General features: G+C 63.5%; 28 protein-coding genes. 13 read left to right on the top strand and 15 right to left on the bottom strand.

Translation table 11 applies throughout. The features are described from left to right. The first annotated feature begins 63 nt into the window (after positions 1-63). From EEB12_RS21425 to phoU, 5 genes are all read left to right on the top strand, one after another. Complete coding sequence (locus EEB12_RS21425; protein ID WP_410055715.1) at positions 64-936, top strand: LysR family transcriptional regulator; 873 nt, start codon at positions 64-66, stop codon at positions 934-936. Positions 937-1,067: 131 nt separating this feature from the next. Beyond that, the gene (locus EEB12_RS21420) at positions 1,068-2,027 is read left to right on the top strand and encodes an acyl-ACP desaturase (protein WP_080909530.1); all 960 of its coding nucleotides are present in this window, start codon (positions 1,068-1,070) and stop codon (positions 2,025-2,027) included. Between the two features lie 81 nt (positions 2,028-2,108). Beyond that, positions 2,109-3,251, top strand: coding sequence for a tRNA dihydrouridine synthase DusB (gene dusB / locus EEB12_RS21415; protein WP_003939756.1), 1,143 nt, complete (start codon positions 2,109-2,111; stop codon positions 3,249-3,251). A 150-nt stretch (positions 3,252-3,401) separates the two neighbouring features. Continuing rightward, a complete protein-coding gene (locus EEB12_RS21410; protein WP_258537174.1) occupies positions 3,402-5,432 on the top strand; it encodes an LCP family protein in 2,031 nt (676 codons plus the stop codon). Between the two features lie 72 nt (positions 5,433-5,504). Continuing rightward, positions 5,505-6,200 (top strand): phosphate signaling complex protein PhoU, encoded by a 696-nt coding sequence (phoU, locus tag EEB12_RS21405; protein WP_003940130.1) that lies wholly within the window; start codon positions 5,505-5,507, stop codon positions 6,198-6,200. Positions 6,201-6,258: 58 nt separating this feature from the next. Here phoU and EEB12_RS21400 read toward each other — a convergent pair whose 3' ends face one another. The 13 genes from EEB12_RS21400 to EEB12_RS21340 form a co-directional block, all read right to left on the bottom strand. Further along, positions 6,259-7,005: an SDR family oxidoreductase gene (locus tag EEB12_RS21400; protein WP_141488464.1), complete on the bottom strand. Its 747-nt coding sequence runs from the start codon at positions 7,003-7,005 to the stop codon at positions 6,259-6,261. A 90-nt stretch (positions 7,006-7,095) separates the two neighbouring features. Further along, positions 7,096-7,833, bottom strand: coding sequence for an urease accessory protein UreD (locus tag EEB12_RS21395; protein WP_258537173.1), 738 nt, complete (start codon positions 7,831-7,833; stop codon positions 7,096-7,098). Then, a complete protein-coding gene (ureG, locus tag EEB12_RS21390; protein WP_020908922.1) occupies positions 7,833-8,576 on the bottom strand; it encodes an urease accessory protein UreG in 744 nt (247 codons plus the stop codon). The genes EEB12_RS21395 and ureG overlap by 1 nt, the downstream gene beginning before the upstream one ends. After that, a complete protein-coding gene (locus EEB12_RS21385) occupies positions 8,569-9,258 on the bottom strand; it encodes an urease accessory protein UreF (protein ID WP_113682471.1) in 690 nt (229 codons plus the stop codon). The genes ureG and EEB12_RS21385 overlap by 8 nt, the downstream gene beginning before the upstream one ends. Positions 9,259-9,262: 4 nt before the next feature. Then, positions 9,263-10,972 carry an urease subunit alpha gene (locus tag EEB12_RS21380; protein WP_019745084.1) on the bottom strand — a complete coding sequence of 570 codons (1,710 nt, stop codon included), beginning with the start codon at positions 10,970-10,972 and terminating at the stop codon, positions 9,263-9,265. Further along, complete coding sequence (ureB, locus tag EEB12_RS31055; protein ID WP_020908924.1) at positions 10,969-11,439, bottom strand: urease subunit beta; 471 nt, start codon at positions 11,437-11,439, stop codon at positions 10,969-10,971. Before ureB ends, EEB12_RS21380 begins: the two co-directional genes overlap by 4 nt. Continuing rightward, entirely contained in the window at positions 11,436-11,738 is a 303-nt protein-coding gene (gene ureA, locus EEB12_RS21370; RefSeq protein ID WP_003939800.1) for an urease subunit gamma, read from the bottom strand. Before ureA ends, ureB begins: the two co-directional genes overlap by 4 nt. Positions 11,739-12,019: 281 nt before the next feature. Further along, positions 12,020-12,796, bottom strand: a complete 777-nt coding sequence (pstB, locus tag EEB12_RS21365) for a phosphate ABC transporter ATP-binding protein PstB (protein WP_019745087.1) — start codon at positions 12,794-12,796, stop codon at positions 12,020-12,022. A gap of 58 nt (positions 12,797-12,854) precedes the next feature. Then, entirely contained in the window at positions 12,855-13,763 is a 909-nt protein-coding gene (gene pstA, locus EEB12_RS21360; RefSeq protein WP_003940100.1) for a phosphate ABC transporter permease PstA, read from the bottom strand. A gap of 3 nt (positions 13,764-13,766) precedes the next feature. Next, complete coding sequence (gene pstC / locus EEB12_RS21355; protein ID WP_007733846.1) at positions 13,767-14,858, bottom strand: phosphate ABC transporter permease subunit PstC; 1,092 nt, start codon at positions 14,856-14,858, stop codon at positions 13,767-13,769. Positions 14,859-14,920: 62 nt separating this feature from the next. Next, the gene (gene pstS, locus EEB12_RS21350) at positions 14,921-16,039 is read right to left on the bottom strand and encodes a phosphate ABC transporter substrate-binding protein PstS (protein ID WP_019745088.1); all 1,119 of its coding nucleotides are present in this window, start codon (positions 16,037-16,039) and stop codon (positions 14,921-14,923) included. 193 nt (positions 16,040-16,232) lie between these two features. Beyond that, positions 16,233-17,132: a mycothiol synthase gene (gene mshD / locus EEB12_RS21345; RefSeq protein WP_021345410.1), complete on the bottom strand. Its 900-nt coding sequence runs from the start codon at positions 17,130-17,132 to the stop codon at positions 16,233-16,235. Between the two features lies 1 nt (position 17,133). Continuing rightward, complete coding sequence (locus EEB12_RS21340; protein ID WP_003939728.1) at positions 17,134-17,886, bottom strand: winged-helix domain-containing protein; 753 nt, start codon at positions 17,884-17,886, stop codon at positions 17,134-17,136. 141 nt (positions 17,887-18,027) lie between these two features. Between EEB12_RS21340 and EEB12_RS21335 the strand changes: the two genes are divergently transcribed. The 8 genes from EEB12_RS21335 to EEB12_RS21305 all read left to right on the top strand — a co-directional run bounded on the left by EEB12_RS21335 (position 18,028) and on the right by EEB12_RS21305 (position 23,276). Continuing rightward, positions 18,028-18,807 (top strand): LmeA family phospholipid-binding protein, encoded by a 780-nt coding sequence (locus tag EEB12_RS21335; protein WP_003939847.1) that lies wholly within the window; start codon positions 18,028-18,030, stop codon positions 18,805-18,807. Next, on the top strand, positions 18,804-19,280 hold the full coding sequence (locus EEB12_RS21330; RefSeq protein ID WP_020970612.1) for a thioredoxin family protein: 477 nt from the start codon (positions 18,804-18,806) through the stop codon (positions 19,278-19,280). Before EEB12_RS21335 ends, EEB12_RS21330 begins: the two co-directional genes overlap by 4 nt. A gap of 10 nt (positions 19,281-19,290) precedes the next feature. Beyond that, positions 19,291-19,377 carry a putative leader peptide gene (locus EEB12_RS31160; RefSeq protein ID WP_350318872.1) on the top strand — a complete coding sequence of 29 codons (87 nt, stop codon included), beginning with the start codon at positions 19,291-19,293 and terminating at the stop codon, positions 19,375-19,377. Between the two features lie 130 nt (positions 19,378-19,507). Beyond that, positions 19,508-19,978, top strand: a complete 471-nt coding sequence (locus EEB12_RS21325) for a DUF4395 domain-containing protein (RefSeq protein WP_141488463.1) — start codon at positions 19,508-19,510, stop codon at positions 19,976-19,978. A gap of 74 nt (positions 19,979-20,052) precedes the next feature. Continuing rightward, positions 20,053-20,886 carry a sulfurtransferase gene (locus tag EEB12_RS21320; RefSeq protein ID WP_020908929.1) on the top strand — a complete coding sequence of 278 codons (834 nt, stop codon included), beginning with the start codon at positions 20,053-20,055 and terminating at the stop codon, positions 20,884-20,886. 2 nt (positions 20,887-20,888) lie between these two features. Then, positions 20,889-21,194, top strand: coding sequence for a DUF1416 domain-containing protein (locus tag EEB12_RS21315; RefSeq protein ID WP_003939797.1), 306 nt, complete (start codon positions 20,889-20,891; stop codon positions 21,192-21,194). 291 nt (positions 21,195-21,485) lie between these two features. After that, positions 21,486-22,091, top strand: coding sequence for an FABP family protein (locus EEB12_RS21310; protein ID WP_170320401.1), 606 nt, complete (start codon positions 21,486-21,488; stop codon positions 22,089-22,091). Between the two features lie 144 nt (positions 22,092-22,235). Then, a complete protein-coding gene (locus EEB12_RS21305; RefSeq protein WP_141488462.1) occupies positions 22,236-23,276 on the top strand; it encodes a type IV toxin-antitoxin system AbiEi family antitoxin domain-containing protein in 1,041 nt (346 codons plus the stop codon). A 233-nt stretch (positions 23,277-23,509) separates the two neighbouring features. On the opposite strand, the gene cydC is transcribed toward EEB12_RS21305, so the two are convergent. Then, positions 23,510-25,198 (bottom strand): thiol reductant ABC exporter subunit CydC, encoded by a 1,689-nt coding sequence (cydC, locus tag EEB12_RS21300; protein WP_141488461.1) that lies wholly within the window; start codon positions 25,196-25,198, stop codon positions 23,510-23,512. Next, the gene (gene cydD / locus EEB12_RS21295) at positions 25,188-26,876 is read right to left on the bottom strand and encodes a thiol reductant ABC exporter subunit CydD (RefSeq protein WP_141488460.1); all 1,689 of its coding nucleotides are present in this window, start codon (positions 26,874-26,876) and stop codon (positions 25,188-25,190) included. The genes cydC and cydD overlap by 11 nt, the downstream gene beginning before the upstream one ends. Positions 26,877-26,934 lie beyond the last annotated feature (58 nt).

Here is a 26,934-nt window from a genome sequence, read left to right as displayed (position 1 = left end):
ACAAAAGAAAATGCATAAACTTGGAGTTCTATATGCGTCATAGGTATATAGATTGGGTTCGTGATGCTGACCGAAGACCTCGAATGGTTTGTCGTTCTCGCCGAAACCCAACAGGTGACTGCTACCGCGGATCTGACTCACCTGTCGCAGCCGACACTCTCGCGTAAACTCGCACGCCTCGAACGACAGATCGGTGTGACGCTCTTCGACCGTCAGGGACGCCGGCTCGAACTGAACCGGTACGGCGAGATCCTCTACCGACACGCTCGCACCGCTCTTCACTCACTCGACGCGGCGCAGAGCGAAATCCAGTCGCTGGCGAGCCCCGAAAGCGGCACGGTCCGGCTCGACTTCCTCCACTCGTTCGGCACCTGGTTGGTGCCGCACATGCTGCGCGGATACCGCGTCGAGCATCCCGGAGTGCGATTCGAACTGCATCAGGACAGTGCGCAGTTCCTGGTCGACAGAATTGCCGCCGGCACGTCCGACCTGGCCGTCGTCTCGCCGCGGCCGCGTGATCCGCAGGTGGCATGGATGCAGATCGCCCAGCAGTCACTGGCATTGGCTGTTCCGGCTGATCATCGCTTTGCGAAGTTGCATTCGGTCGAGCTTGCGGACGCGGCCGACGAACCGTTCATCGGTATGCATCCGAACTTCGGGATGCGAAGAATTCTCGATGAACTGTGCGCGGCCGCAGGATTCACGCCGAATTTCGTCTTCGAGAGCAGCGAGCTGGCAACGGTCGGCGGACTGGTCTCCGCGTCCTTCGGTGTCTCGGTCATGCCGGTGCAGGATCCACCGATCTGGGCCGAAGGAGTCGTCTACGTACCGATCGAAGGAGCACAGCGAAAAATAGGGCTGATCTGGTCGAAGAGCCGCGAGCTGTCCGATCCCGCCCGGACGTTCCGCGACTACGTCGAAAGAACGACTTGGTAGTGAAAGTGCCCCCGGATAACTACGGATCGGTAACATCCCTCGAGGGGAGCAATTTTCATGCCATTCTTTTCAAACCTACGGTGCCGTAGGCTGGGGCGAAGTCGCGCATTCACTCAACATGGAGGCAAGAAATGACGAGGATTCTGACGCAGCTGGAGCTGCTACAAGAGCTGCAGCCGGTTGCCGAGGAGAACGTCAACCGCCACATCTCCATGGCCAAGGAATGGCATCCACACGACTACGTTCCGTGGGACGAGGGCCGTAACTTCGCAGCCATGGGCGGCGAAGACTGGAGCCTCGAGCAGTCACAGCTCGGCGAGGTAGCTCGCGCCGCGATGATCACCAACCTGCTCACCGAGGACAACCTGCCCTCGTACCACCGCGAGATCGCCGAGAACTTTTCGCAGGACGGCGCCTGGGGAACGTGGGTCGGCCGGTGGACCGCCGAGGAGAACCGTCACGGCATCGTGATGCGTGACTACCTCGTCGTCACGCGCGCAGTCGACCCCGTCGAGCTCGAGCGCTTCCGCATGGAACACATGACAAACGGTTACAGCGCACCCATCGACGAGGGCGACGCCGGCCTGCTGCACTCGGTCGCCTACGTGACCTTCCAGGAACTCGCGACGCGCGTCAGCCACCGCAACACCGGCAAGGCTTGCGACGAGCCGATTGCCGACAAGATGCTTCAGCGCATCGCCGCTGATGAGAACCTGCACATGATCTTCTACCGCAACATTTGCGCCGCCGCGCTCGATCTTGCTCCCGATCAGGCGCTCAAGGCTGTGGCGAACATCGTCCAGAACTTCCAGATGCCGGGCGCCGGCATGCCGAACTTCCGTCGTAACGGCGCTCTCATGGCCAAGCACGGCATCTACGACCTTCGCCAGCACCTCGACGAGGTCGTCTGGCCCGTCTTGCGCAAGTGGAACATCTTCGAGCGCAACGATTTCAGCGCCGAAGGCGAGAACACGCGCGAAGAATTGGCGACCTTCCTCGAGACCCTTGCCGCCAACGCGACGAAGTTCGAGGAACAGCGCGATCGCATGCTCGCACGCGAAGCCGCCAAGCGCGAACAGCAGGCTTCTTAGTTTCACCAGCTATTCTGTGCCCGGTACCGGATTCGGTACCGGGCACTTCCAATTGTCACAAGTATTTGTTCAGAGGTAGACATGTCATCCCTACGTATCGGTTCACTCGAGCTGCACAGCCCCGTGGTCCTCGCCCCTATGGCGGGTGTCACCAACGTCGCCTTCCGCACGCTGTGCCGTGAACTCGAACTCGAACGTGCAGGCAGCACGTCCGGCCTCTACGTCTGCGAGATGGTCACGGCACGTGCGCTCGTCGAGCGCCAGCCGGCCACGATGCACATGACCACGTTCGGCCCGACCGAAACGCCCCGGTCGCTGCAGCTGTACACAGTCGACCCGGATACGACCTACGCCGCGGCGAAGATGATCGTCGACGAGAACATGGCCGATCACATCGACATGAACTTCGGCTGCCCCGTCCCGAAGGTGACCCGCAAGGGCGGTGGCTCCGCGCTGCCGTACAAGCGTCGGCTGTTCGGACAGATCGTCGCGGCCGCTGTGCGCGCGACCGAGGGCACCGATATTCCGGTCACCGTGAAGATGCGCGTCGGCATCGACCCCGAACATCACACGCACCTCGACGCCGGCCGGATCGCCGCAGCTGAAGGCGCTGCTGCCGTCGCACTTCACGCACGTACCGCGTCGCAGCGCTACTCCGGCACTGCTGACTGGAACGAGATCACGCGTCTCAAGGAACACGTCACCGACGTTCCGATCCTCGGCAACGGTGACATCTTCGATGCTTCGGATGCTGCCCGGATGATGAACGAGACCGGCTGCGACGGCGTCGTCGTCGGACGTGGCTGCCTCGGACGGCCATGGCTGTTCGCGGAACTCAGCGCAGCTCTCAACGGACAACAGATCGCCACGCCGCCGACGCTCGGCGAAGTCACCAAGATCATCGCCCGTCACGCCCAGCTGCTCGCCGCACACCACGGTGAGATGAAGGGCTTGCGCGAACTTCGCAAGCACGTCTCCTGGTACATGCGTGGGTTCCCGGTCGGATCGGATCTGCGGGTCTCGATGGCGTTGGTCAGCACGTTGTCCGAACTGGACGACCTGCTCGGACAGCTCGATCACGACGTCCCGTTCCCCAAGGACGCCGAAGGCCCGCGGGGTCGCCAAGGCTCGCCCGGTCAGGTAGCACTTCCGGAAGGTTGGCTCGACGATCCCGAGGACGATCTTGTGCCGGTGGGGGCTGACATGATGCACTCCGGTGGCTAGCGAGAACACGCCGTCGGATTACTCTCATCACTTTCTGAGTGAAGCACTCAGGATTCACCAGTAATATGGCTCCAGCTTCGTCGACAACCGGTTGACGCCGGCATCTGAATGACGAGTTACTGACAGTCGACGACGGGACAGGTTGCATCGGTGGGTGATGATCACGATTCGGGCCCACCTCCGCCCGAGAGCCGCGCCCCCTGGGAACGTCCGCTCGCAGACAAGCGGTTCCGCAACGCTCGCCCGGACCAACCGGCAGCTCCCCAGCGTCCTGCCACACCCCAGCGACCAGCACCGCAACCACCTAGTCCCCCGGAGCGTCGCAGCAGTGGACGGACCGGCCGCCGGGATTCGCCTCCGACCGACGACTCTGTTTCGGTCGCCGAGTTGGTCCGTCGGGTAGGCGACAAGAAGCCGCCACCTGCCCCGGCTGCGCCGCCCAAGGCAGCGCCGACCAAATCCGCGCCACCCAGGACTCCACCTCCATCAGCGTCCGCGCCGCCCCCTGCCCGGCCGATTCCCGCGCGCCCGACCGTCCCGCCTGCCGCTGCGGACTGGATCACCGAAGAACATCCCGTCACCTCCGCAGTGCCGCGGGTAGTCGGTGACACCGGCGCTACCCGTCTGGCGCAAAGCAAGATTCGCCGCCGCCATCGCGCAAAAGTGATCGGCCGATCGGCAGTAGCGTTCCTGGCCGTCATGTCTCTCGCGTTGACCGGCGTCGTCTGGGGTTATCTGCGGTCGGTCGAAGGCGGTTTCGATCAGATTGCGGCACTCGACACCGAGTCCGACGACATCATCGACGCCGGGGGCCAGCTCGGCGACGAGACGTACTTGATCATCGGCACCGATACCCGCGCCGGCGCGAGCGGTGAGATCGGCGCCGGAACCGTCGAAGACGCCGAAGGCGCCCGAGCCGACACGGTCATGCTGGTGAACATTCCCGCCGACCGAAGCCGCGTCGTCGCCGTCTCCTTCCCGCGTGACCTCGACGTCGAACGTCCGATCTGCCAGGGTTGGGACAACGACGCCGGCAAGTACACCAGCGAAACCTTCCCGGCTGCCAGTGGCGACAAGCTCAATGCGACGTACGCACTCGGTGGTCCCAAGTGCCTGGTCAAGGTCATCCAGAAGATGTCCGGCCTGAAAATCGGGCACTTCGTCGGAATGGACTTCGCCGGTTTCGAGCGCATGGTCGACACCGTCGGCGGCGTGAACGTCTGCTCCCCCGGACCGATCGAGGACGGCATCCTCGGAACCGTCCTCGCATCCGGCGGAACACAGATGCTCGACGGCCGTACCGCCCTCAACTATGTGCGTGCGCGCCACGTCGAAGCCGAGGGTAACGGCGACTACGGACGCATCACCCGTCAGCAGAAGTTCCTGTCGGCGCTGCTCCGCTCGGCCCTGTCCAACCAGGTCCTCCTGAATCCGAGCAAGCTCAACGGATTCATCAACGCCTTCACCAGCGACACGTTCGTCGAGAACATCGACACGAAGTCGCTGGTCACCCTCGGCCGTTCGCTGCAGAACGTCGACGCGGGCGCGGTGACGTTCTTGACGGTCCCCACGGACGGCACCAACGACTGGGGCAACGAGATTCCTCGCACCGACGAGATCAAGTCCCTCTTCCAGGCGATCATCGACGACGAACCGCTTCCGGGTGAAGAGCGCGAGGACACCACACCGTCGTCGACCAGTTCCACGACAACCCCTCCTACGTCCAGCACGCCGCCCGCCGCCACTTCCGTCGAAGCGATGAGTGCCTACAACATCTCGGTCGACGTCTCCAACGCGTCGGGAATCGCCGGGCAGGCCGCGACGATCGCCGACAGCCTCGCTGCCTACGGTTTCCAGATCTCCACGGTCGGCAACTTCAGCGCAGCCACCGGCCTGGCGAATGCTCAAGCCTCGACCACCGTCGTGCGTTACGCAGCAGGTTACGAGGCTGAAGCGGTCACTGTCGCGTCGTCGATTCCCGGTGCGGTTCTCGTTCTCGCTCCGAGCATGGGAGACATGATCGAGGTCGTCGTCGGAAGCAATTTCGCCGGCACCGTCGTCGCCCCCGCGGACCCGGGGACCATCCTGGCGGCAAATCCGACATCGGTCGACACCAGCACCTCGACGGCTCTGCCCGCCGACATCGCCAGCGTCAACGCCGGCGACACCACCTGCGACTGACACGCGTTCATTCACCTTGCGTTCACCTGGTGCTTGTGACTTGGTCTTTCACGGCACGTAGGCTCTGACCTCATGCGCGTGGCTTACAACGAACAGATGACCGAGCTTGCAGACACGCTCGGCGAGATGGCAGGACTGGCAGGTGCCGCTATGGAGCGCGCCACCCAGTCCCTGCTCCAGGCAGACCTGTCCCTGGCAGAACAAGTAATCGGCGAACACGACAAGATCACCGAACTCAGCACCATTTGCGAGGAGCGCGCGTTTGCGCTGCTCGCCCTGCAGGCTCCCGTTGCCGGAGATCTGCGCTCGGTGGTCAGCGGAATCCAGATCGTCGCCGACATCGACCGCATGGGTGCACTCGCCCTGCACGTCGCGAAGATCGCGCGCCGCCGACATCCCAACCACGTACTTCCCGAAGAGGTCAACGGCTACTTCGCCGAGATGGGACGCATCGCTGTCTCCATCGGTGCGGCCGCCAAGGTCGTCCTCGAGACCCGCGACCCCGAGCGCGCTGCCCGCCTGCGCGAAGAAGACGAAGCGATGGACGACCTCCACCGCCACCTCTTCACCGTCCTCATGGACCGCGAGTGGAAGCACGGCGTTGCCGCCGCAGTCGACGTCACGCTGCTCGGCCGCTTCTACGAGCGGTTCGCCGACCACGCCGTCGAGGTCGGCCGACGCGTCATCTTCCTGGTGACCGGCAAGCTGCCCGAAGAGCCGGAAACCACCGAGAAGGTCGACAACCTCACCTCGTACCCGGATCTCTGAACCCAACCGTCCACGTGAGTAAAAGGCGGCCGCGCACTTGCGCGGCCGCCTTTCCTATTCAGTTCTCGTGTAACCAGGTCTTCAACGTGGGTCCTGCAGTTGTGGATCCCGGCCCGGGCAGCAGCGCCCCACCCTTCATCGCCTTACCCGCTCCCGGCATCGAGATCGGGATCAGCCACTTGCGTCGGCCACGGTATTTCAAAATCTCACGCGTCATGGCCGGGATCTCGAGGACCTCAGGCCCGGCGAGATCTGGAGCCCTCCCGGTCGGACCGTTCTGAGCGCACGTCACCAGAGCCTCGGCGACGATCTTCGCCGCTATCGGTTGGGAGCGCATCCGGGGAACCATCGCGACCGGCCCCAGTCCGAAGAGCGCGATGGTCTTCTCGCCGAACTCGAACCACTGAGTGGATCGCAGAATCGTGAAGGGAATGCCCGACGCTTCCACCGCGCGTTCCTGCGCGGCCTTTCCCTGGTAGTACCCGAAGGACTCCAACTGCGGATCGTCGCAGTTCACGATCGAGAGCAGCACGTGATGCTTAACGCCTGCTCTGGCTTCGGCCGCGGCGATGTTCTTCGCTGCCGTCTCGAAGAACTCGATCGCCTTCTTGGCACTGTTGGTGACGTGATCACTCACGTCGATGACAACGTCGGCACCGACAAATGCTTCGTCCAACCCCGCACCCGTGGAGATGTCGACTCCCGTCGATCGAGCGGCGGCGACGACGTCATGGCCCCCGATTTTCGCCTGCTCGACGACCAGCTTTCCCATCTGGCCGGTTCCGCCCAGAACAACAATCTGCATGATGCCTCCGTCAAACCCGTGCGCCCGGCTCTCTTCGGCCTGGTCACATACTGGACGACGCAGCCTCCCGAAGTGTGACGGTCGGGCGAATCAGTCGCTGTACTGCTGCGAAACCCGCCCACGCCACTGCGACCAGATCGGATCCAACGCTGCGCTCGCCTCGTGTGCGTGATCGGCCACGGCCCGTGCCAGCATCCCTGCTCCCGCCAGCGGCGTCACGTGCCCTTCGACGTCGTCGGAAGTCTTGATCCCCAACAGCATGGTCGTACCGAGCACGCGATGGCCACCGAGAATTCCCGGCAGCGAACGGCCCGGCACGCTACGCAGGTCGAGTGTTTCCACGAGCAGCGCGTCACCGTCGACGGTAATGCGCTGATCCGAGCGAAGGGCACCGCCGGTTTCGCCGGTCCGGCCGAACACGATCATCTCGTCGAGCAGCGCAACCGCATCGGATTCCAGTGAAATATCCAAGCGCCTGGTCACATCCGCGCCGCCCGCGACGACAAACGGTGCCGCGCGCCAGATCAGCGCCGCACCGGCGCCGACGCTCGCCGAAGCCGACCACGACGCCCGGCCGCCACGCGCGTTGTACGCGACGGTCCCCGACGGCTCGATCACCTCGAGGCACGTACCCGGAGCGACTACGAATTCGATACACAGGTCGTCGCCGGCCAGCAGCGTTGCACTGTGCCCTACCAAGGCAATTCGCACGGTGAGCCCGCGAGCGTCGACGAACCGCGGGGCCAGGAAGTCGCCCGAGATCAGCTCTCGCGCAACAGCGGTGTCACCCACTCTCTCGACGACGACCCGCGTAGCTCCGGTGCGCATCAGTGAGCGTGAGAGTGGCTGTGCCCGTGACCGTGTCCGTGGTCTTCTTCATCGGCATGGAAGTGCGGCGCCATCGGCCCCGGATCCTGCGGGGTGTGACTACCCGCGCGGTGAGCTGCGATGACCTGGCGAAGCCACGCACTGAGCTGGTCGATCGTCGCGTGATCCTTCTGGCTGAGCGCGAGAACAGGAAGTCCGTCTCGCGCGGCCGTGGCATCGGCCACCATCTGGACCGCGTCGACGTCGACGTACGGGGCCAGGTCGATCTTGTTGACCACCAACAGATCTGCCCGCTCGATTCCGGGACCACCCTTACGTGCGACGTCTCCGCCGCCCGCGACGTCGATGCAGAAGATCTGGGCGTCGACCAGTGCCGGGCTGAACGTGGCGGTCAGGTTGTCACCGCCGCTTTCCACGATCACCATGTCGAGGGGATGGAACTGACGCTCGAGGTCTTCGACCGCAATGAGGTTCGGCGTCACGTCGTCACGGATGGCCGTGTGCGGGCACGCTCCGGTCTCGACTGCGACGATGCGCTCGATCGGAAGTACGTTGGCCGCGCGCAACAGTCGCGCGTCCTCGTCGGTGTAGATGTCGTTGGTGACCACCGCGATCTCGTACTCCGACGCGAGCTCGCGGCAGATGGTGGCGATGAGGGTACTTTTGCCGGTGCCGACGGGGCCGGCAACGCCGAGCCTCAAACCTCTTGCAGCAGTGGTGGTGTTGTTCAGGTTGTCAAGCACGGAAAATCCTCCTGGATCGAGCGTGGTGTTCGAGTGACCATTGTTCGACCAACGGTCCTGTTGTTGCGGGTATATCTGTGACGCCCTCGACTGCTACGGCAGCCGCGGCGACGGTTTCGATGGTCGGGGTTGCTCGGAGCAACCATTCGACCGGTTCTGCCGGATCCACCGGCAGTAGCTTCAGTGCCGCCGACGCCACCGTTTGAGCGTCGTCGTACAAACAAGATCTAGCTGCCTGTAGGTCGTCCATCCCGGAGATCGCCGTGAAGACTCCCAACGCGAGCGGACGCATCGGATGCCCAGGCAGCGCCATGAGCATCTGCACCGCGGGGTGCTGCGGCCACAATCGCGACGCCAGCCTGGCCAGCCCACGTCCGAGCTGAATCGACGCCTCACGCAGCGGCGCGCTGGGCGTCCGAGCGAGCAGTTCCCTCGAGATGTCCTCGAGTTCGCCTGCACCACCGGCACTTACGGCCCAGCGGCGCGTGACCACCGTTGCAGCGGCCTCGACAAGTCCCACTGTTTCGAGTCGACCGCGAATGAAGTCGGGGACCTGACTCTGTAGGAGTCCGCCCGCCAGTGCCGGTTCCAACCCCGACGAGTGAGCGTGACCGCCGGTAGGCAGACGCCCGTCTGCCAAGAGCATCGATGCTATCTCGGCAGACGCCATCTCGATTGACATGGTTTCAGAACAGCATGTAGCGCTGAGCCATCGGCACTACGTCAACGGGGTTGGGAGCAATCAGGTCGCCGTTGACCTTGATGGCAAACGTCTCCGGATCGACGTCGATGGACGGCAGTGCCGTGTTGTTCGGCATATCCGCCTTGGTGAGGTGCCGCGTCGGACGAACACCGGTAAGGGTGCGCGTGAGACCGAGACGACCGGCCAGACCGTCCTCGATCGCCATCGGCGAGACGAACGTCGTGGACAGGTGCGGGGCTGATCCCGGAGTTGCCGCGATGGCCGGCCGAACGAACACCGGCTGCGGGGTCGGGATAGCAGCGTTCGGATCACCCAGCGGCGCAGCAACTATCGCCCCACCCTTGATCACGGCAGAAGGACGGACACCGAAGAACGCGGGATCCCACAGCACCAGGTCCGCCATCTTCCCGGCCTCGACCGATCCGATCTCGTGATCGATACCGTGAGCCACCGCGGGGCAGATCGTGTACTTGGCGACGTAACGCCGCGCACGCTCGTTGTCGGCCGGCATGCTGGTACCCAGCTTGCCGTACTGAGCCTTCATGACGTGGGCGACCTGCCACGTCCGCAGGGTCACCTCTCCGATACGGCCCATCGCCTGGGCGTCGGACGAGGTGATGGAGATGGCACCGATGTCGTGCAGAAAGTCTTCCGCTGCAATAGTTGTCGGCCGGATCCGGGACTCGGCAAAGGCAAGATCCTCCGGAACCCGGGGATTGAGCGCATGACACACGATGAGCATGTCGAGGTGCTCGGCAACCGTGTTGACGGTGTGCGGCAACGTCGGATTGGTCGATGCCGGAAGAACGTTCGGTTCACCTGCCGTCACGATGATGTCCGGAGCGTGCCCGCCGCCGGCGCCTTCCGCATGGAACACGTGGATCCCGCGTCCGGCGATCGCGTCCAAAGTGTGCTGTACGTAGCCGGTTTCGTTGAGGCTGTCGGCGTGCAGCGCCACCTGGAGCCCGAACTCGTCGGCTGCTCGCAGAGCTGCGTCGATTGCGGCCGGAGTGGAACCCCAGTCCTCGTGGACCTTGAATCCACCTGCGCCGGCGAGAGCTTCCTGACGCATGGCCTCATGGCTGACGGTGCTGCCCTTGCCGAGGAGAAGAACGTTGAGCGGGATGTGGTCGAGGGCCCGGTGCATCATCGTCAGCGACCAGGCGCCGGGCGTGACGGTGGTTGCCTTGCTTCCCTCGGTTGGGCCCGTTCCGCCGCCCGCCACCGTCGTCGTACCGGTCGCGAGCGCTTCCATCATCTCGATTTCACTGAGGAAGTGCACGTGAGTGTCGATCGCACCCGCGGTGAGGATCTTTCCCTCGCCGGCGATCACGTCGGTGCTCGGCCCGATGAGCAACTTGGGGTGCACGCCATCCATGATGTCGGGGTTACCGGACTTGCCGATCGCAACGATGCGTCCGTCGCGAATTCCGACGTCTGCCCGGACGATTCCCCAGTGATCGAGGATCACCGTGTTGGTGATGACGACGTCGAGAGCGCCCTGGTCGCGAGTGGTCAGGCCCTGGCCCATCGACTCGCGGATGCTCTTGCCGCCGCCGAAGACCATCTCGTCGCCGGTCGCGGTGTAGTCGTGCTCGATCTCGATCCACAGATCTGTGTCGGCCAAACGGATCTGGTCGCCAGCGGTCGGGCCGTACAAGGAGGCGTAACCGCGTCGATCGATCCTGCTCATTCGGCTGTCCTCTCAACTGGCGTCGCGGCATCGTCCGGTGAATCCGCCTCGACTGGAACATCACTCACACGAACGTTCACCGAGGACGCTCGCAAAGGTTCTTCGACCTCGACACCGGGCGTGCCGAACGGCATCACGGTCTTGGGCTCACGCGCATGCGTCGGTAGGTCTTCGTCCGGCACGATCTGCAGGCCCGGAACCCTTTTGAGTCCGCCGAGCGCGATCAGTGTCACCGTCCTGCTTACCCCGGGTTCGAACCGAACCGACGTTCCCGAGGGGATGTCGAGCCGGAAGCCGTCTGCCGCTTCGCGATCGAAGGTCAACGCCGGGTTGGCCGCTGGAAGGTGGAGATGTGAACCGATCTGAATGGGGCGATCGCCGTCGTTGACGACGACCATCGTGATCTTTTCCGCGTCAGTGCCGAACTCGAGCGGTTCGGTGGACACACGTACCTCACCGGGAATCATCGAATGGGCTCCGTCACGGTGACAAGCTTGCGACCGTCCGGGAAAGTGGCCTCCACCTGGACGTTTGCAATCATCTCGGGTACCCCTTCCATCACGTCGTCGCGGGTGAGCACTTGCCGACCGGCGTTCATCAGTTCCGCAACCGTCATTCCGTCACGCGCACGCTCGAGAATCCAACACGAGATCAGGGCCATCGCTTCGGGGTAGTTCAGCAGTACCCCGCGCTCGCGGCGGTCGCGGGCGACCATGCCCGCAACGCTCAGGAGGAGCTTTTCGGTATCTGAAGGGGTGAGGTGCACTGACAAGCCCTTCCGGTTGTGAAACGACATCGATCGACAGCGTGCTGTCGGGCCGAGATTAGCATTGCCCGAAGCGTCGTCAGTATCCACGAGATTCACATCGGCGGCTACTTCAGCGCCCACTCGGCGCACTTACGCTGCTCATCGAATTATTCGGGCGCCCAACGACGCTCAGCTCTGCGCCCCGGAGTGGGAACTATCACCACAACCAAAAAGTTTCACCCCCGTCTCCTGTTGGAAACGGGGGTGAAACATGATCGTGCAGTGTGCAATCCCAGGGGCTATCCGAAGCGGCCGGAGATGTAGTCCTCGGTGGCCTTCTGCGTCGGGTTCGAGAAGATCTTCTCGGTGTCGTCGATCTCGACGAGCTGACCGGGCTTACCGGTTGCCTCGAGGTTGAAGAATGCCGTCTGGTCACTCACACGCGCAGCCTGCTGCATGTTGTGCGTGACGATGACGATCGTGAAGTCCTTCTTCAGCTCGGTGATCAGGTCCTCGATCGCGAGAGTCGAGATCGGGTCGAGCGCGGAGCACGGCTCGTCCATGAGCAGAACGTCGGGCGAGACCGCGATGGCACGCGCGATGCACAGACGCTGCTGCTGACCGCCTGAGAGGCCGCCACCGGGCTTGTCGAGGCGATCCTTGACCTCGGTCCACAGGTTGGCACCGCGCAGCGAACGCTCGGCCACCTCGTCGAGCTTCTTCTTGCTGCGCTCGCCCTGCAACTTCAAGCCCGCGACGACGTTGTCCTTGATGGACATGGTCGGGAAGGGGTTGGGTCGCTGGAACACCATGCCGATGGTCTTGCGGACGCCGACAGGATCGACGTTCGAGCCGTAGATGTCCTCGCCGTCGAGCAGGACCGAACCCTCGACGCGCGCACCGGGAATCACTTCGTGCATGCGGTTGAGTGAACGGAGAACGGTGGACTTGCCGCAACCGGACGGGCCGATGAAGGCGGTGACGCTCCGGGGCGGGACGGACAGGCCCACATCGGCGACGGCGTGGAACTTGCCGTAGTAGATGTTGACGTCCTTGAGATCCAGACGCTTGGCCATTACCGGCTCCCTACTGAGTTGTTGACGCTGTTGAGTACGAACATGTTCCGAGGCCGCATCACTTGCTTCTGACCTGTGAGAAGTGACCGATCAGCTTCGCGACGATGTTGAGGATCGCGATCAGCAGGATCAGGGTCAGTGCTGCGCCCCAGATGCGGTTGGTGCCGGCGTCGGTGGGGTTGTTCATCTCGGCGACCATGACGGAAGGCAGAGTGCCCATTTCGCCGTTGAACAGGTCGAAGTTGATGAACGGCGCGTAGCCGACGAGGATCAGCAGCGGCGCGGTCTCACCGAGCACGCGGGCCAGGGCCAGCATGACGCCGGTGATGATGCCGGGAAGCGCCGTCGGCAGAACGATTTTCGAGATGGTCTTCCACTTCGGCACACCGAGCGCGTACGACGCCTCTCGCAGATCCATCGGGACGATGCGCAGCATTTCCTCGGTGGAGCGAATGACGACCGGGACCATCAGGAGGACCAGAGCCAGAGATACAGCGAACGCGGACTTGGGGAAGCCGAAGGTCGCGATCCACAGTGCGTAGATGAACAGCGCGGCCACGATCGACGGAACACCGCTGAGGATGTCCACCATGAACGTGGTGAGCTTGCCCAGCTTCGACTTCCGGTCGGCGTACTCCACCAGGTAGATCGCGACGAAGATGCCGAGCGGGATGGAGAAGACCGCACACACGATGCCTTGCAGCAAGGTGCCGATCAATGCGTGATAGATACCGCCGCCGTCGGCCGACGCCGTCAATCCGCTCAGTGAGTTGGTGAACCACGTGGGCGACGTCAGAGCGGGCAGGCCCTTTGCGATGACCGTGAAGAGCACCCAGACCAACGGGATGAGCGCGATGACGACTGCCAGGCTCACCAGGATGGTCGCGATGACGTCCTTGGCACGACGACGGGCGCCGACGCCTTGGAAAGTGGGGGCCTTGACCGGCCGGTCCAGAGTGGAGGTCATGGGTCAGTCCTTCTTTCCGGCGATCACTGCGCGGGCAGCCGCGTTGACGACGAAGGTCAGTACGAACAGCACCAGTCCGGCCGCGATGTACGCGCCTGCCTGGATGTCGTTGTTGAACTCCGCGTAGCCGAGGGCGATCTTGGAGGCGATGGTCGAGCCGCCGTCGAACAGCGACCAGCCGAAGGCCTGAGAGGTGGTGCGCAGGATCAGGTACAGCGCCATCGTCTCGCCGAGTGCGCGTCCGAGACCGAGCATCGAGCCGCTGATGTAGCCGGACTTACCGAACGGGATGACCGTGGTGCGCACAACTTCCCAGCGCGTGGCGCCGAGAGCGAGTGCAGCTTCGATCTGTGAGCGCGGGGTCTGGATGAACACCTCGCGGGTCACTGCGGTGATGACCGGAAGGATCATCACGGCGAGGACGATGCCTGCGGTGAAGATGGTGCCGCCGCCGGTGATCGATCCGCTGCCGTCGGCGAAGAGCGGGAACCAGCCGAGAGTGTCGTTGAGCCACACCGCGACCGGGGTGATCGCCGGAGCGAACACGAGAAGTCCCCACAGGCCGTAGACGATGGACGGCACGGCTGCGAGAAGGTCGATCGTGTACGACAGTGGCCGCGTGAGCCACTTGGGTGAGTACGAAGTCAGGAAGATCGCGATACCCAGTGCGATCGGCATCGCGAGCACCAGTGCGAACAACGAGACCAACACTGTGACCTGGAAAAGATCGAGGACACCGAACGCCATCGCGTTGATGTTCTGCGTCACCCATTCACGGCTGGTCAGGAAGTTGACCTGGTTCCGGCTCAAAGCAGGAACAGCACGCCAGATCAGGAACGCGCCGATCGCCGCGATGACAACCGTGATGAAGATTGCCGAACCGGATGCGAGCGAGCTGAAGATGCGGTCACCCGGACGGGTCACCGTCTTGCTGTTGCCGCTTCCCGGACCGTCACCCTTCGGAGGATGCTCGGTTTCTGGAGCCTTGGTGGAAGTAATCGTGTCCTCCGTGGTGCCGTTCGGACCGCCCACCCCGGCCCCGCTGGTTGCGGGGCCGGGAGAACGAGATGTCGAGGTGATGGGCGCGTCACTCATGTGCGCTCACTTCCTTCACGTCTGAATGTAGATCCATGAGCTTGTCCGCACGAGTCTCTAGGTCAGCTGATTGCCGTGATGGACGCGTTGAGGCGATCCTGGACGTTGGCCGGCAGCGGGACGTAACCCTGCTCGGCCAGGTTGGCCTGACCCTCGTTGGCCGCGCTCGTCAGGAACGACTTCACTGCTGCGGTGGTGTCCGCGTCGTAGCCCTTGGAGCAGACGATCGAGTACGTGGCGAGAACCAGCGGGTATGCGCCGGCTTCGTTGGTCTTGAAGATCGACGCGAGGTCGAGCGTCAGGTCGCCGGTTGCGTCGGACTTGAACTTCGCGCCTGCGATCGACTTTGCGGCCGAGTCGTTGGTCAGTGCGACTGCCTCGGAGCCGGTGTTGATTTCTGCAACCGAGAGCTTGTTCTGATCGGCGAACGACTTCTCGACGTAGGTGATCGAACCCGGTGCCGTGGCAACTGCCTGTGCAACGCCCGCCGAACCCTTGGCGCCCTCACCGACGCCACCGGTGAAGTCGGACCCTGCGCCCGACGTCCAAGCACCGTTCGATGCCGCGTCGAGGTACTTCTGGAAGTTGTCGGTGGTGCCTGAGGAATCGGAGCGGATCACGGTGGTGATCTTCTCGTCGGGAAGCGAAGCACCGGAGTTGAGCGCGGCGATTGCCGGATCGTTCCACTTGGTGATGCCACCGTTGAAGATCTTTGCGAGAACCTCTGCGTTGAGAACGAGCTTGTCGACGCCGTCGAGGTTGTATGCAACTGCGATCGGGCCGAAGACGAGGGGAAGGTTCCAGGCTTCGCCGCCGACGCAACGCTCCTTGGCCTTGTCGGCCTGCTCGTCCTTGATGGCCGAGTCGGAGCCGGCGAAGTCGATCTGGCCGGCGATGAACTGCGTGCGACCGTCGCCCGAACCGCTGGGGTTGTAGGCGACGTTGACGGTCTTGCCCTTTTCCTGGCACACGGAGATGTAGGTGGCGACGAACTGGTCCATGGCATTCTTCTGTGCCGAGGAACCAGCGGCAGAGAGGTTGCTCTTGCCTTCGCACGTTGCGTTCGATGCGGACGCGTCCACACCCGTCGACGACGAGTTGTTGTCGCTGCCACATGCGGCCAAGGTCATGGCGCCCACGGCCACTACACCGAGCAGGGCACCACTGCGCTTGAGATTCACCAAGATCCTCCGGAAATCGCTACCGCCACGCCCACGATCGGGCGGCGACATGAGATGCAAAATGATTGAAATCTGCATCAGGCAACACGGCGCTGCCCACAGAGAAAAGTAGGCGGGCGCGGTGTCCGGTTGGACCACACATGGTTAACAGAGAATGAACAGACTGGACATTTCTGCGTGTTCGACTGTGACGTCAGAGCGCGCGAGCGTAAGCCATGTCCACGTGGAACCGATCGAAGCCGAGTCGCTCGTACGTGTGGAGGGCGGCAGTGTTGTCACCTTCGACGTACAGAAGGACCGTTCCGAGGCCGCGATCTCGCAGGTAATGCATGCCTGCGAGCGTCAGCACTCGGCCGAGACCACGTCCCTGCGCCGCGGGATCGATACCCACGACGTACACCTCCCCCAACTCCGGATCGTCACCTTCGGGTGCATGCACCTTGGTCCAGTGAAAGCCGAGAAGAGTATCGGGATCGGTGTCCGCGAACGCCATGAACAGACCGGCCGGGTCGAACCAGCCTTCGGCCGTTCTCTCGTCGATCTCCGCCTGGGTCCAGCCACCCTGCTCGGGATGCCAGGAGAAGGCCGCGTTGTTGACGCGAAGGATCTCGGAATCGTCTTCGGGCCCACGGTACGTCCGCATCGTTATACCTTCGGGCACAACGATTTCCGGAAGCTGCGGAGCATCGAGCGGTCGACGCAGCTGGAGGAGTTCACGAACGCTGACCAGATCGAGGCTCTTGGCGAATTCCACTGCAGCGTCGACGTTTCCGTGCGCCCAGACTCGCGTCCCCGGCCGACCTTCGTCGAATACCGCTGCGGCAAGCCTGGTTCCGATACCGCGGCGCCGCGCCTGCGGGTCGACCACCAACTCGGCCATGTCGGGATGCTCGTCCGAACCGGCTTGCAGCTGTGCATAACCGACGACCGTATCGCCGTCGAGTTCGACAAAGTGTCGTGCTGCGCCGCGCCCGGCAACGGCATGGCGCCCCTGTTCCGACACGGGCGCCTTGCCGTCGAACTCGGTCGCGCGATCGAGAAGCGCGGAAACCTGCTCGGCGGATCCGGCCGGCAGTGAATCTGTCCAACCCACGTCAGACCACCGATCCGTCGGCCGCGTCGTAGTCGACGTCTTCGTCGTCCTCGAACTGAACGGGAGCAGCTGCGCCGCCCTTGGCCCTGGTCGGACGCACTGCCTTGTATCCGACATTTCGGACTGTACCGATCAAGGACTCGTATTCGGTGCCGAGTTTCGCCCGCAGACGACGCACGTGGACGTCGACCGTCCTGGTGCCGCCGAAGAAGTCGTAGCCCCACACTTCCTGCAACAGCTGTGCCCGGGTGAATACCCGACCGGCATGCTGCGCGAGGTACTTGAGCAGCTCGAATTCCTTGTAAGTCAAATCAAGGGGCCGTCCACGCAGTCGTGCCGTGTACGTCCCCTCGTCGATAACCAGTTCGCCCAGCGTGATCTTTCCCGACGCTTCCGGACTGGCAACACCGCCGCTGCGGGCGACCAACAACCGCAATCGGGCGTCCACCTCAGCCGGACCGGTACCGGGAAGCAGGATGTCGTCCAACCCCCAGTCGGCGTTGACGGCAACGAGTCCGCCTTCGGTGAGGACGGCGACCACAGGTACTGCGGATCCTGTGCTTCCGAGCAATCGACACAACCCGCGTGCGGCAGCTAGATCAGTGCGCGCATCCACCAATGCCACGTCCGCGGAACTTGCCTCGAGTAGCGAGGAAACCTCTGTGGGGGCAGGCCGAACCGAGTGCGCCAGCAACGCCAACGCCGGTAGTACAGCTTCCGGGTTGGGGTCGGAGGTGAGGAGGAGCAGTTCCACACGGCCTCCTATCTAGTAGCCCGCGCAACCCGTGAGGGCAACGCTCGAGTAGTTCGACGCTTTTGGTCGGTCCCTACATTAGCGTGCCTGGTACCGGGGCCGTCGCATCGAACCCCGACCGGAGTCCGTCACAATGGTGCGGTGCGCAAACTGATCATCGGCATCGTCTTTCTCCTCGGCCTCGGACTGGTGGCCGATTTCGGCGCTGCCGCGTACGCCGAGTACCGGGTTTCCCGCGAGCTCCGAACCGGCGCATCACTCGAGTCGGATCCGGAGGTCACCTTCAACGGGTTCCCCTTCCTCACCCAAGCACTCGGCGGGAAATACAAGGACGTCTACGTCAGAGCTACCGGCGTCCAGAGCGACGTGGTCGGCGAAGTGACCGTCGAAGCCGACCTGCGCGGGGTCACCGTTCCCTTCTCCGACATCGTGAACGGCAATGTCACCCAGCTCCCCGTCGACAAACTCGACGGCCGGATGGGAATCAACGCCACCGACCTCGGAAAGCTGCTCAACATCCCTGACCTGCAGGTATCTTCGCCGCCGGCCAACAAGTCGGATGGCACCGGGGGCAGCGGTGGAACGGGCGCGAGCACCGCGGGGGCCGTCGTGCTGACCGGAACGGTTGCCGTCGGTCCGGTCGAGACTGCAGTGAGCGTCCAGGCCAACCTGGTTCTGGAAGGTGGGCAGGTCAAGATCGTCGCAAGCAACCTGTACTTCGGTCCGGAGGGCAAAGCCGATTTCTCGATCCCCGCAGCACTCGAACCCGTGGTCCTCGGATTGTTCAGCTACACGATCGATCCGCAGGCACTCCCCTACGGAATTCAGCCGAGCCTGGTCTACGCGGAAGGCGGAAGAATCGTGATCGAAGGCAGCGCCGAAAACACGACGATCGATCTCGCAGAGCTGCAGAACCGATGACCGGGATCACAATTCTGCTGGTCGCGCTTGTCGCCGTCGTCGCGGTCGGGCTCTTTCTCAAGTCACGCAACGGGAAGGTCCGAGTCACCACGCCTGCCGCAGCCGGCGCCGCTGACAGTCGCCTCGAACTGCTGAGTTCTGCCGGAGTCTCTTCGCCGAACGGCGGACCCGTCGTACTGCATTTCTCCGCCGACTGGTGCGGACCGTGCGCGGCAGTACGCCGCGTCGTCGGCCAGGTTGTGGTTTCGATGGCGGACGCTCCCCGTCCGCCGGTGGAGATCGAGCTCGACATCGACAAAGAACCGGCTCTGGCACGCGAAATGAGCGTCCTGTCGCTGCCCACCACGTTCATCCTCGACGGTGGCCTGGAGGAACAGTTCCGAGTGTCCGGTGTGCCGTCCGCAGCCGATCTGAAAGCTGCGCTCGTACCACTATCCGGACCCCACGAGCCAAAATCCGAGAATTCGGGGTAAACTCGCCGACGTGCAAACCCGCCACGAGCTGATGCTCACCCGACGCCGCGCAGTAGACCTGTGCCGCCTCGGGGGCTGTTGCTGTACCTGTTGCTGATCACCACATCCGTCAGATCTCTCTGACCTTCGAGCTTTCGCTCACGTGATCAATCCACCGAGTGGGACTTTTGCGTCCCCTTTTCTCGGTCCAGGCAAGCACCATGCAATCCAGCGCAGGAGCACTCCCGATGTCCACAACCACAGCCCAGCTCGAGCAAGTCGACGTCCGCGGACCTCGGTTCACCGCGTGGGTCACCACCGGCGTTCTCGTTCTCACGCTCATCCTCTCGACCTTCTCTCTGCCCGCCGCCACCGTCGTTCTCGCATTGCAGGCGATCGTCTTCGCAGTCGGAGCGGTACTCGGCCCCAAGCGCAGCCCGTACGGCCAGATCTTCGGCAAGCTCGTCGCCCCGCGACTCTCGCCGGTCAGCGAACGCGAACCCGTGGCGCCGTTGCGCTTCGCTCAGTTCGTCGGCTTCGTCTTCGCGTTGGCAGGCACGGTCGGTTTCCTGGCCGGGTCGACGATCGTCGGCACCGTTGCCACCGGCTTCGCCCTGTTCGCGGCCCTGCTCAACGCCGCGTTCGGCATCTGCCTCGGCTGCCAGATCTACCCACTCGTCGCCAGGCTGCGAAATACCGGCCGCGCGACCACCGCGTGAAAACGCTTGCCACACAACCCCGCTGAACCCCTGCTAGATATCGACCGATGCAAGACCACATCGAAAGGAACACCATGGCTCGCTCCGACGTCCTAGTCTCCGCTGACTGGGCTGAGCAGAACCTCAACACCCCCAAGACCGTTTTTGTCGAGGTGGACGAGGACACCAGCGCATACGACGGCGGCCACATCGAGGGTGCAGTCAAGCTCGACTGGCGCAAGGACCTCCAGGACGGCGTCCGACGCGACTTCCTGAACCAGGAGCAGTTCTCGGACCTGCTCTCCGCCAAGGGTATTGCGAACGACGACACCGTCGTTCTCTACGGTGGCAACAACAACTGGTTCGCCGCTTACGCGTACTGGTACTTCAAGCTGTACGGCCACCAGGACATCAAGCTGATCGACGGCGGCCGCAAGAAGTGGGAACTCGACGGACGCCCGCTCTCCAAGGACGCAGTCAACCGCGAAGCCACGCAGTACAAGGCCGAGACCCCCGACTTCTCGATCCGCGCATTCCGCGACGAGGTCATCGACGCCATCGGCAGCAAGAACCTCGTCGACGTTCGCAGCCCTGACGAGTTCTCCGGCAAGATCCTCGCTCCCGCCCACCTTCCGCAGGAGCAGGCGCAGCAGCGTGGCCACGTCCCCGGAGCCATCAACATTCCGTGGAGCACCACCGCCAACGAGGACGGCACCTTCAAGTCGGACGACGACCTCACCAAGCTGTACGCGGAGAAGGGCTTCGACGACACCAAGGAAACGATCGCCTACTGCCGCATCGGCGAGCGCTCGAGCCACACCTGGTTCGTACTGCAGGAGATCCTCGGCAAGAACAACGTCAAGAACTACGACGGCAGCTGGGTCGAATACGGCTCACTCGTCGGCGCACCGATCGAATTGGGAGCCTGATCATGTGTGGAGCACCTACCCAGGGGCAGACCCTGCCTGCCGGCGTCGACGTCGAGAAGGAAACGGTCATCACCGGCCGCGTTCTCGCCGCTGACGGCCAGCCCATCGGCGGCGCATTCGTGCGCCTGCTCGACGGCTCCGGAGAGTTCACGGCCGAGGTCGTGGCATCGGGAACCGGCGATTTCCGCTTCTTCGCCGCTCCGGGCGAGTGGACCGTGCGTGCACTGTCCAGCTCGGGCAACGGCACATCCACTGTCGCTCCCGAGGGCTCGGGCGTGCACAACGTGGACGTGACCGTCAGCAAGTAATTCCTGCTTTTCCAGGCGGCCCCGCACCCCTTCGGTGCGGGGCCTTCTGCATTCCGGCTCCCGATTTTTCCGGTCGGTCGCCGCGGTCTAAGATGTACCCGTGGTCATTTTCTTCGAGGTACTCCTCGCACTCGCATCCGTCATGATCGCTTGGTTCTCCGTGTACGTCGTGTACCGCTTGGTCACCGACGAGTCGTGAGTCAGGCTCCGGATTCAGGGTCCGACGCGACCGCTGACGATTCCGCCGCTGCAGGTGCCGTAAGGCGCGGCAGCGGGGACGAAGCTGTCGCCATCGCCGTCGAGCGCTCCAAGTCGACGGCGTCGCTCAACATTCCGACCCTGCCGGACCTTCCGTTGCCCGAGGACACCGCAAACCTGCGCCTCGGCCCGGACATCAATCCCGAACTCCTCGCACTGCTCCCCCTCGTCGGTGTCTGGCGCGGCGAAGGTGAAGGGCACGACGAGACCGGTGACTACGCCTTCGGTCAGCAGATCGTCATCTCTCACGACGGCGGCCCCTACCTCAATTGGGAGTCCAGATCTTGGCGTCTCGACGCCGAGGGCAAGTACGTGAGCCCTGATCTGCGCGAGAGCGGGTACTGGCGCATGGGCGGCGACGGCATCCCGGGCAGCGTCAACCAGGAAGTCGTCGAACTCCTGCTCAGCCACAGCTCCGGCGTCGTCGAAATGTACTACGGCCGTGCGCTTACCCAGGCGTCGTGGGAACTTGCCACCGACGTGGTGATCCGCAGCCAGTCCGGTGCACTGTACGGCGGCGCGAAGCGCCTCTACGGCATCGTCGAAGGCGGCGACCTCGCGTACGTCGAAGAGCGGATCATGTCTGACGGTGGCCTGGAACCGCGCCTCTCGGCGCGGCTGACCCGCTACATCGGCTAGTTCTGCTGTGCGCCTTTATTAACCCCCGGCGGTTAATAAAGGCGCACAGCAGATCCATCCACAGGCACCGACAAATTCCACAGGCGGGCTCTGGAGCGGCAGTTTCGACCGATTCCTGTCGGACCGCGATCTCACGGTATTCGCATGAACTGCGACTACATCGATCCTGATCTCCGAAGACTCTTCGACTTCCAGCACGGGCTCGCGACCAATAAACAGCTGCGCCCTTTCGGCTATTCACCGCGGCGCATCCAACATCTGGTCGAATCGGGTCAATGGACTTCCGTCCTCCACGGCGTTCAATCCAGCACCAACGGCCCACTCAACCGAGCAATGATTCTCGAGGCCGCCCTTCTGTTCGGCGGTGGAGAGACCTACCTGAGTCACCGGACTGCTGCTGAAGAGTGGGGGCTCACGCACATCGAGTCCGAACTGCCGGTCCACATCACGGTCCGATACGGCAGATCCTCACGCTGTCAGAGTCCGACGGTCAGACCCGAACGCTCCCCGGCGCGCCCCGTTCCGTTGGGGTGGTCCACTGCCCATCCCGGAGTGATCGTTCATCGTTCACGCGCTCAAGCCCACATCGGCGTTGCCACTCAGCCTGCTCGTACTTCGCTGGCCGACACCGCAATTGACCTGGCGGTTGCAGAGCCCTCGGCTCGCGACGCCGCTCGTTCTCTGGTCCGATCGGCCACGGCGTGCAAGGTGTCCCGGATGGAACTACGCACCCGAATGGAATGCCGCCGGCCGAGGCGATATGTCAAAGCGCTGTCCTCGACGTTGGACCTCTTGGATCGCGGCGTCCAGTCGGTACTCGAACATCGCTACGCAATCGAAGTCGAGCGCGCACACGGTTTGCCGGAAGCACGACGGCAATCGCCGGTCATCGTCGACGGGAGAACTCTCTACGAGGACGTCGACTACCGCAATTGCGGAGTCGCACTGATCGTTCGACTCGACGGATTCGCCTTCCACTCTTCTCGGGCGACTGCACTGCGGGATCGGCGGCGAGGTAACGCATCCGAACTGTCAGGCAACGCCACACTGGTCTTCGGTTGGGAGGAGGTGGAGGGGGCCTCGTGCCGAACTGCAGCCGAGGTCAGAGCGATCCTCGAGCGCGGTGGATGGTGGGGGCCTAATCCTTGTCCACGCTGTGCGCCTTTATTAACCGCCGGGGGTTAATAAAGGCGCACAGCACGAAGCGACCCCCGAGCCACACCCACGCTTTCGCGCGGATCCCGGTCGGACTGATCGGGGGCTCGGGGGTCGGGTGGCTGCCTGGGATTCGCCGGCCGCTCACGCGGTAAGTGAATTCCATCAGCGATTGCGGCTAGCTGGCAGCCACCTCACGCGTCCGTCTGTACTTCAATTTCAGACCACCTCCTTCCTTGTGTAAAGGAGAAAGTACGCCCACTTCACGACGACGGCAACGTATTTTCCACAGAAACTTTTCCGACGCATATCACCTGGTCAGCTGCTGCGCCGTCCGGAAGTTGGTGGGTGACGACAACAACGGTTCGCGAAGAATCGACCAGCGTTGCGTCGCGACTGAGCAACTCGCGAAGCAACTGAGCACCGGCCTCCGCGTCCATGTGCTCGGTCGGCTCGTCGAGCAGCAGCACCTCCGCAGGCGAGACGATCGCGCGTGCCAACAGCAACCGACGACGCTCACCGCCCGAAACCGCTCGCATACCGCCGACCAGGTAGGTGTCGAGCCCTTCCGGCAGTTCCGACAACCAGTCGCCGAGACCAACTGCGGCAAGTGCCTTCTCCGCGTCCTCGGCTGTGAGGTCACCCCGCGCAACGCGCAGGTTCTCGAGTACCGACGTCTCGAAGAGGTGTGCGTCTTCGGCGAAGTACCCGACGTGCCTGCGCAGTTCGGCCGGATCGATATCCGAAATATCCACTGCGCCAACGCGAACTGTTCCCGCGACGGGCGGCAGCAACCCCGCCGTCGTCATCAGCGCGGTGGTCTTTCCGGATCCACTCTCCCCGACGACGGCAACGCGGGCACCGCGAGGAAGATCCACGGAGAGCGGTTCGGTCACTTTTCCCCCGGGCCAACCCGCCTGCAATGCATGCACGCTGAGAATCCCGTTCTCCGGCCACGCACGATTTCCTTCGACGTGTTCCGCGTCGGCTCGATCGAGTACCGCCATGATGCGAGCCGACGCCAGCCGCGCCTTGGTCAATGCAACTGCCGCGCTGGGCAGTATCGCGGTTCCCTCGAAAGCCGACAGCGGAAGCAGTACAAGGATTCCCATGGACATCGGTGACATGTCGGTGGTTCCGTACAGCGCAATTCCGATCAGCAGGGCACCGAGGACGCTCACGCCGATTGCCAGGGGCGTCGCAGCGGCGGCAAAGGCACTCGGTACCGCCGCGCGATCGGTCGCGTCGACCACCTCGTTCTCGGCGGACACAGCCTCGCTCACCGCCTGATCCAAGCGACCTGATACTCGAAGCTCAGCGGAATGGTCGAGCGCGGTAACCGCCGACTCACTGAATCGCGCTGCGGCAGCTGAACTGTCGGCCTCCGCAAGTCGAGCAGCTCGCGCCGACAGCCAGGGCGCCGCAATCCCGGACACCGCTAGCGCAACAGCCAGAATGAGTGCGGCCGGAACCGAGATGAACAACAGGATTCCCACCGCGGCGAAGGCGAGGACAACCGAAACAGCAATCGGGATCAGCGCTTTGACGACGACGTCGCCCAGCGCGTCCACGTCGGAGCCCGTACGGGAGAGCAGGTCACCGCGTCGTAGTCCGGCGGCGGCCGCGGGATCTCCCGCTGCCAACTGCTGGTAGATCCTCGACCGCGCTGCGGTGGTGCCGCGCAATGCGACGTCGTGCGTCGTCAATCGCTCGAGATAGCGGAAGACGCCACGCGAGATTCCCAGTGCACGCACGGCAACCACAGCGACGCTGAGATCGAGAACGGGAGGCATCTCCCATGCGCGCGTGATCAACCATGCGGACAGCGCGGCCAAGGCGAGTGCGCTACCGAGTGTTGCCACACCGGCGGCCACCGCAGTCAGTACGCGTCGTGGTCGAAGTTCCAGTAGCCGAAGAGCACGCAGAAGCGGATCGTGAGCGTCACTTCTCATGAGCGCGCACCTCGACGATCCGGTCAGCTGCGGCGAGCACACTCGGACGGTGGCCGATCACGACAACAGTGTCGCCGCGCTCCGCCCGTGCTCTCAGAGAAGCCAACACTGTCCCTTCCGAATCGGAATCGAGGTGAGCGGTGGGTTCGTCCAGGACAAGAACTGCGCGGTCGGAGGCGAGCACGCGTGTCAGCGCCAGTCGTTGTCGCTGCCCCAGCGACAAACCTGTGCCGCCGACGCCGATAACGGTCTCGACACCCGCAGGCAGCTCGGCCAATACCGCGTCGAATCCCGTCGCAGCAGCGGCGCGAGCCAATGCTTGCGCATCGACGACCCCGGTGAGATCGAGATTTTCACGAACGGTGCCGGGTAGGAGGACCGGATGTTGGGGAAGCCATGCCAACTGACTCCACCACGCGTGCTCGTCCAGGTCTCGGACATCGACGCCGGCGACCGTCACGCGGCCACTGCTCGGTTCGATCAGTCCGAGCAGCGCGTGCACTGCCGTCGACTTGCCGCAGCCGTTGGGACCGGTGAGCACGGTGATCGCCCCTGGTGACGCCACGGCGGAAAGTTGAGACGGTGCGACTCCCCCACGAGAGGTCACGCCGAGTCCGTCGAAGACGATGTCGGCGCCGCAAGCGACCACCGTCGTGCTACCACCCTCCGGTGCCGCAGAATCCGCCTCGCTCACCTCGAATGCCTTGTCGGCTGCTGCCATTCCGTCCTCGGCGGCGTGGAACTGGGTTCCCACCATCCGAAGTGGCAGATACACCTCGGGTGCGAGGATCAACGCGACTATCCCCGGCTCGAGTGACATGTCCCCGTACACGAGTCGCAAGCCGATGCTCACGGCCACCAATGCGACGCAGAGTGTTGCGAGCAGTTCAAGCACCATCGAGGACAGGAACGCTACGCGCAGAGCAGACATGGTCGTCCGTCGATGGGCGTCACCGAGTTCACGGACACGCTCGGCAGGGCCTTGCTGACGACCGAGCGCTCGCAGCGTCGGCAGTCCGGCAAGTAGATCGAGCAGTTGCGAAGACAGCGTGGTCATCGCTGCCAACGTCTTCTCCGACTTACCCTTCGTCAGCAAGCCGATCAGAATCATGAAGATCGGGATCAGCGGCAGCGTCACGAAAATGATGACCGCAGACGTCATGTCCTGCACCGCAATGACTATCAGGGTGATAGGCGTCAGTGTCACCGACAGGACCAGAGCCGGAAGGTATCCCGTCAGGTACGGACCGAGGCCATCGACACCGCGGGTGACCACGGTCGCGATCTCGTCACGCCGAGGATCCAGATCGCGCGGACTCATCGCCGTCGCCGACGTCAGCACGCCGTTCTTGATCTCGGCAACGACGCGAGTCGACGCCCGGTGCGCATACCTGGTCTGCAACCAGGTCCCCAGAACCCTGACCGTCACAGCTGCGGCCAGAACAACCAATTCGGTTGTCCACGAAGAAACATCCACAGTTCGAGTGGTGATCACTCCGGCCAGGACTCGGCCGATCATGAGCGCCGCGACGATGACCATCACGACGTTCACCATCGACAGAGCGACCGTCAGGATCAGATAGCCGCGCGCAGAAGCGGAATGTCGCCACAGCCGCGGGTCGATCGGCCCCCGGCGACGCTCCCGAGTGGTGGGAGCGTCGCCTACTTCGATAGTCACGTGAATTCGACCGTCAGTTCTTTCGTGTTTCGAATCTTTTGTGATTGCGGGTTTGCCA

The organism is Rhodococcus sp. WS1 (assembly GCF_003797745.1).
GTDB classification, from domain to species: Bacteria; Actinomycetota; Actinomycetes; order Mycobacteriales; family Mycobacteriaceae; genus Rhodococcus_F; species Rhodococcus_F erythropolis.
The sequence above is the reverse complement of the archived record's forward strand: the minus strand, read 5'-3'. Positions and strand labels throughout refer to the sequence as shown.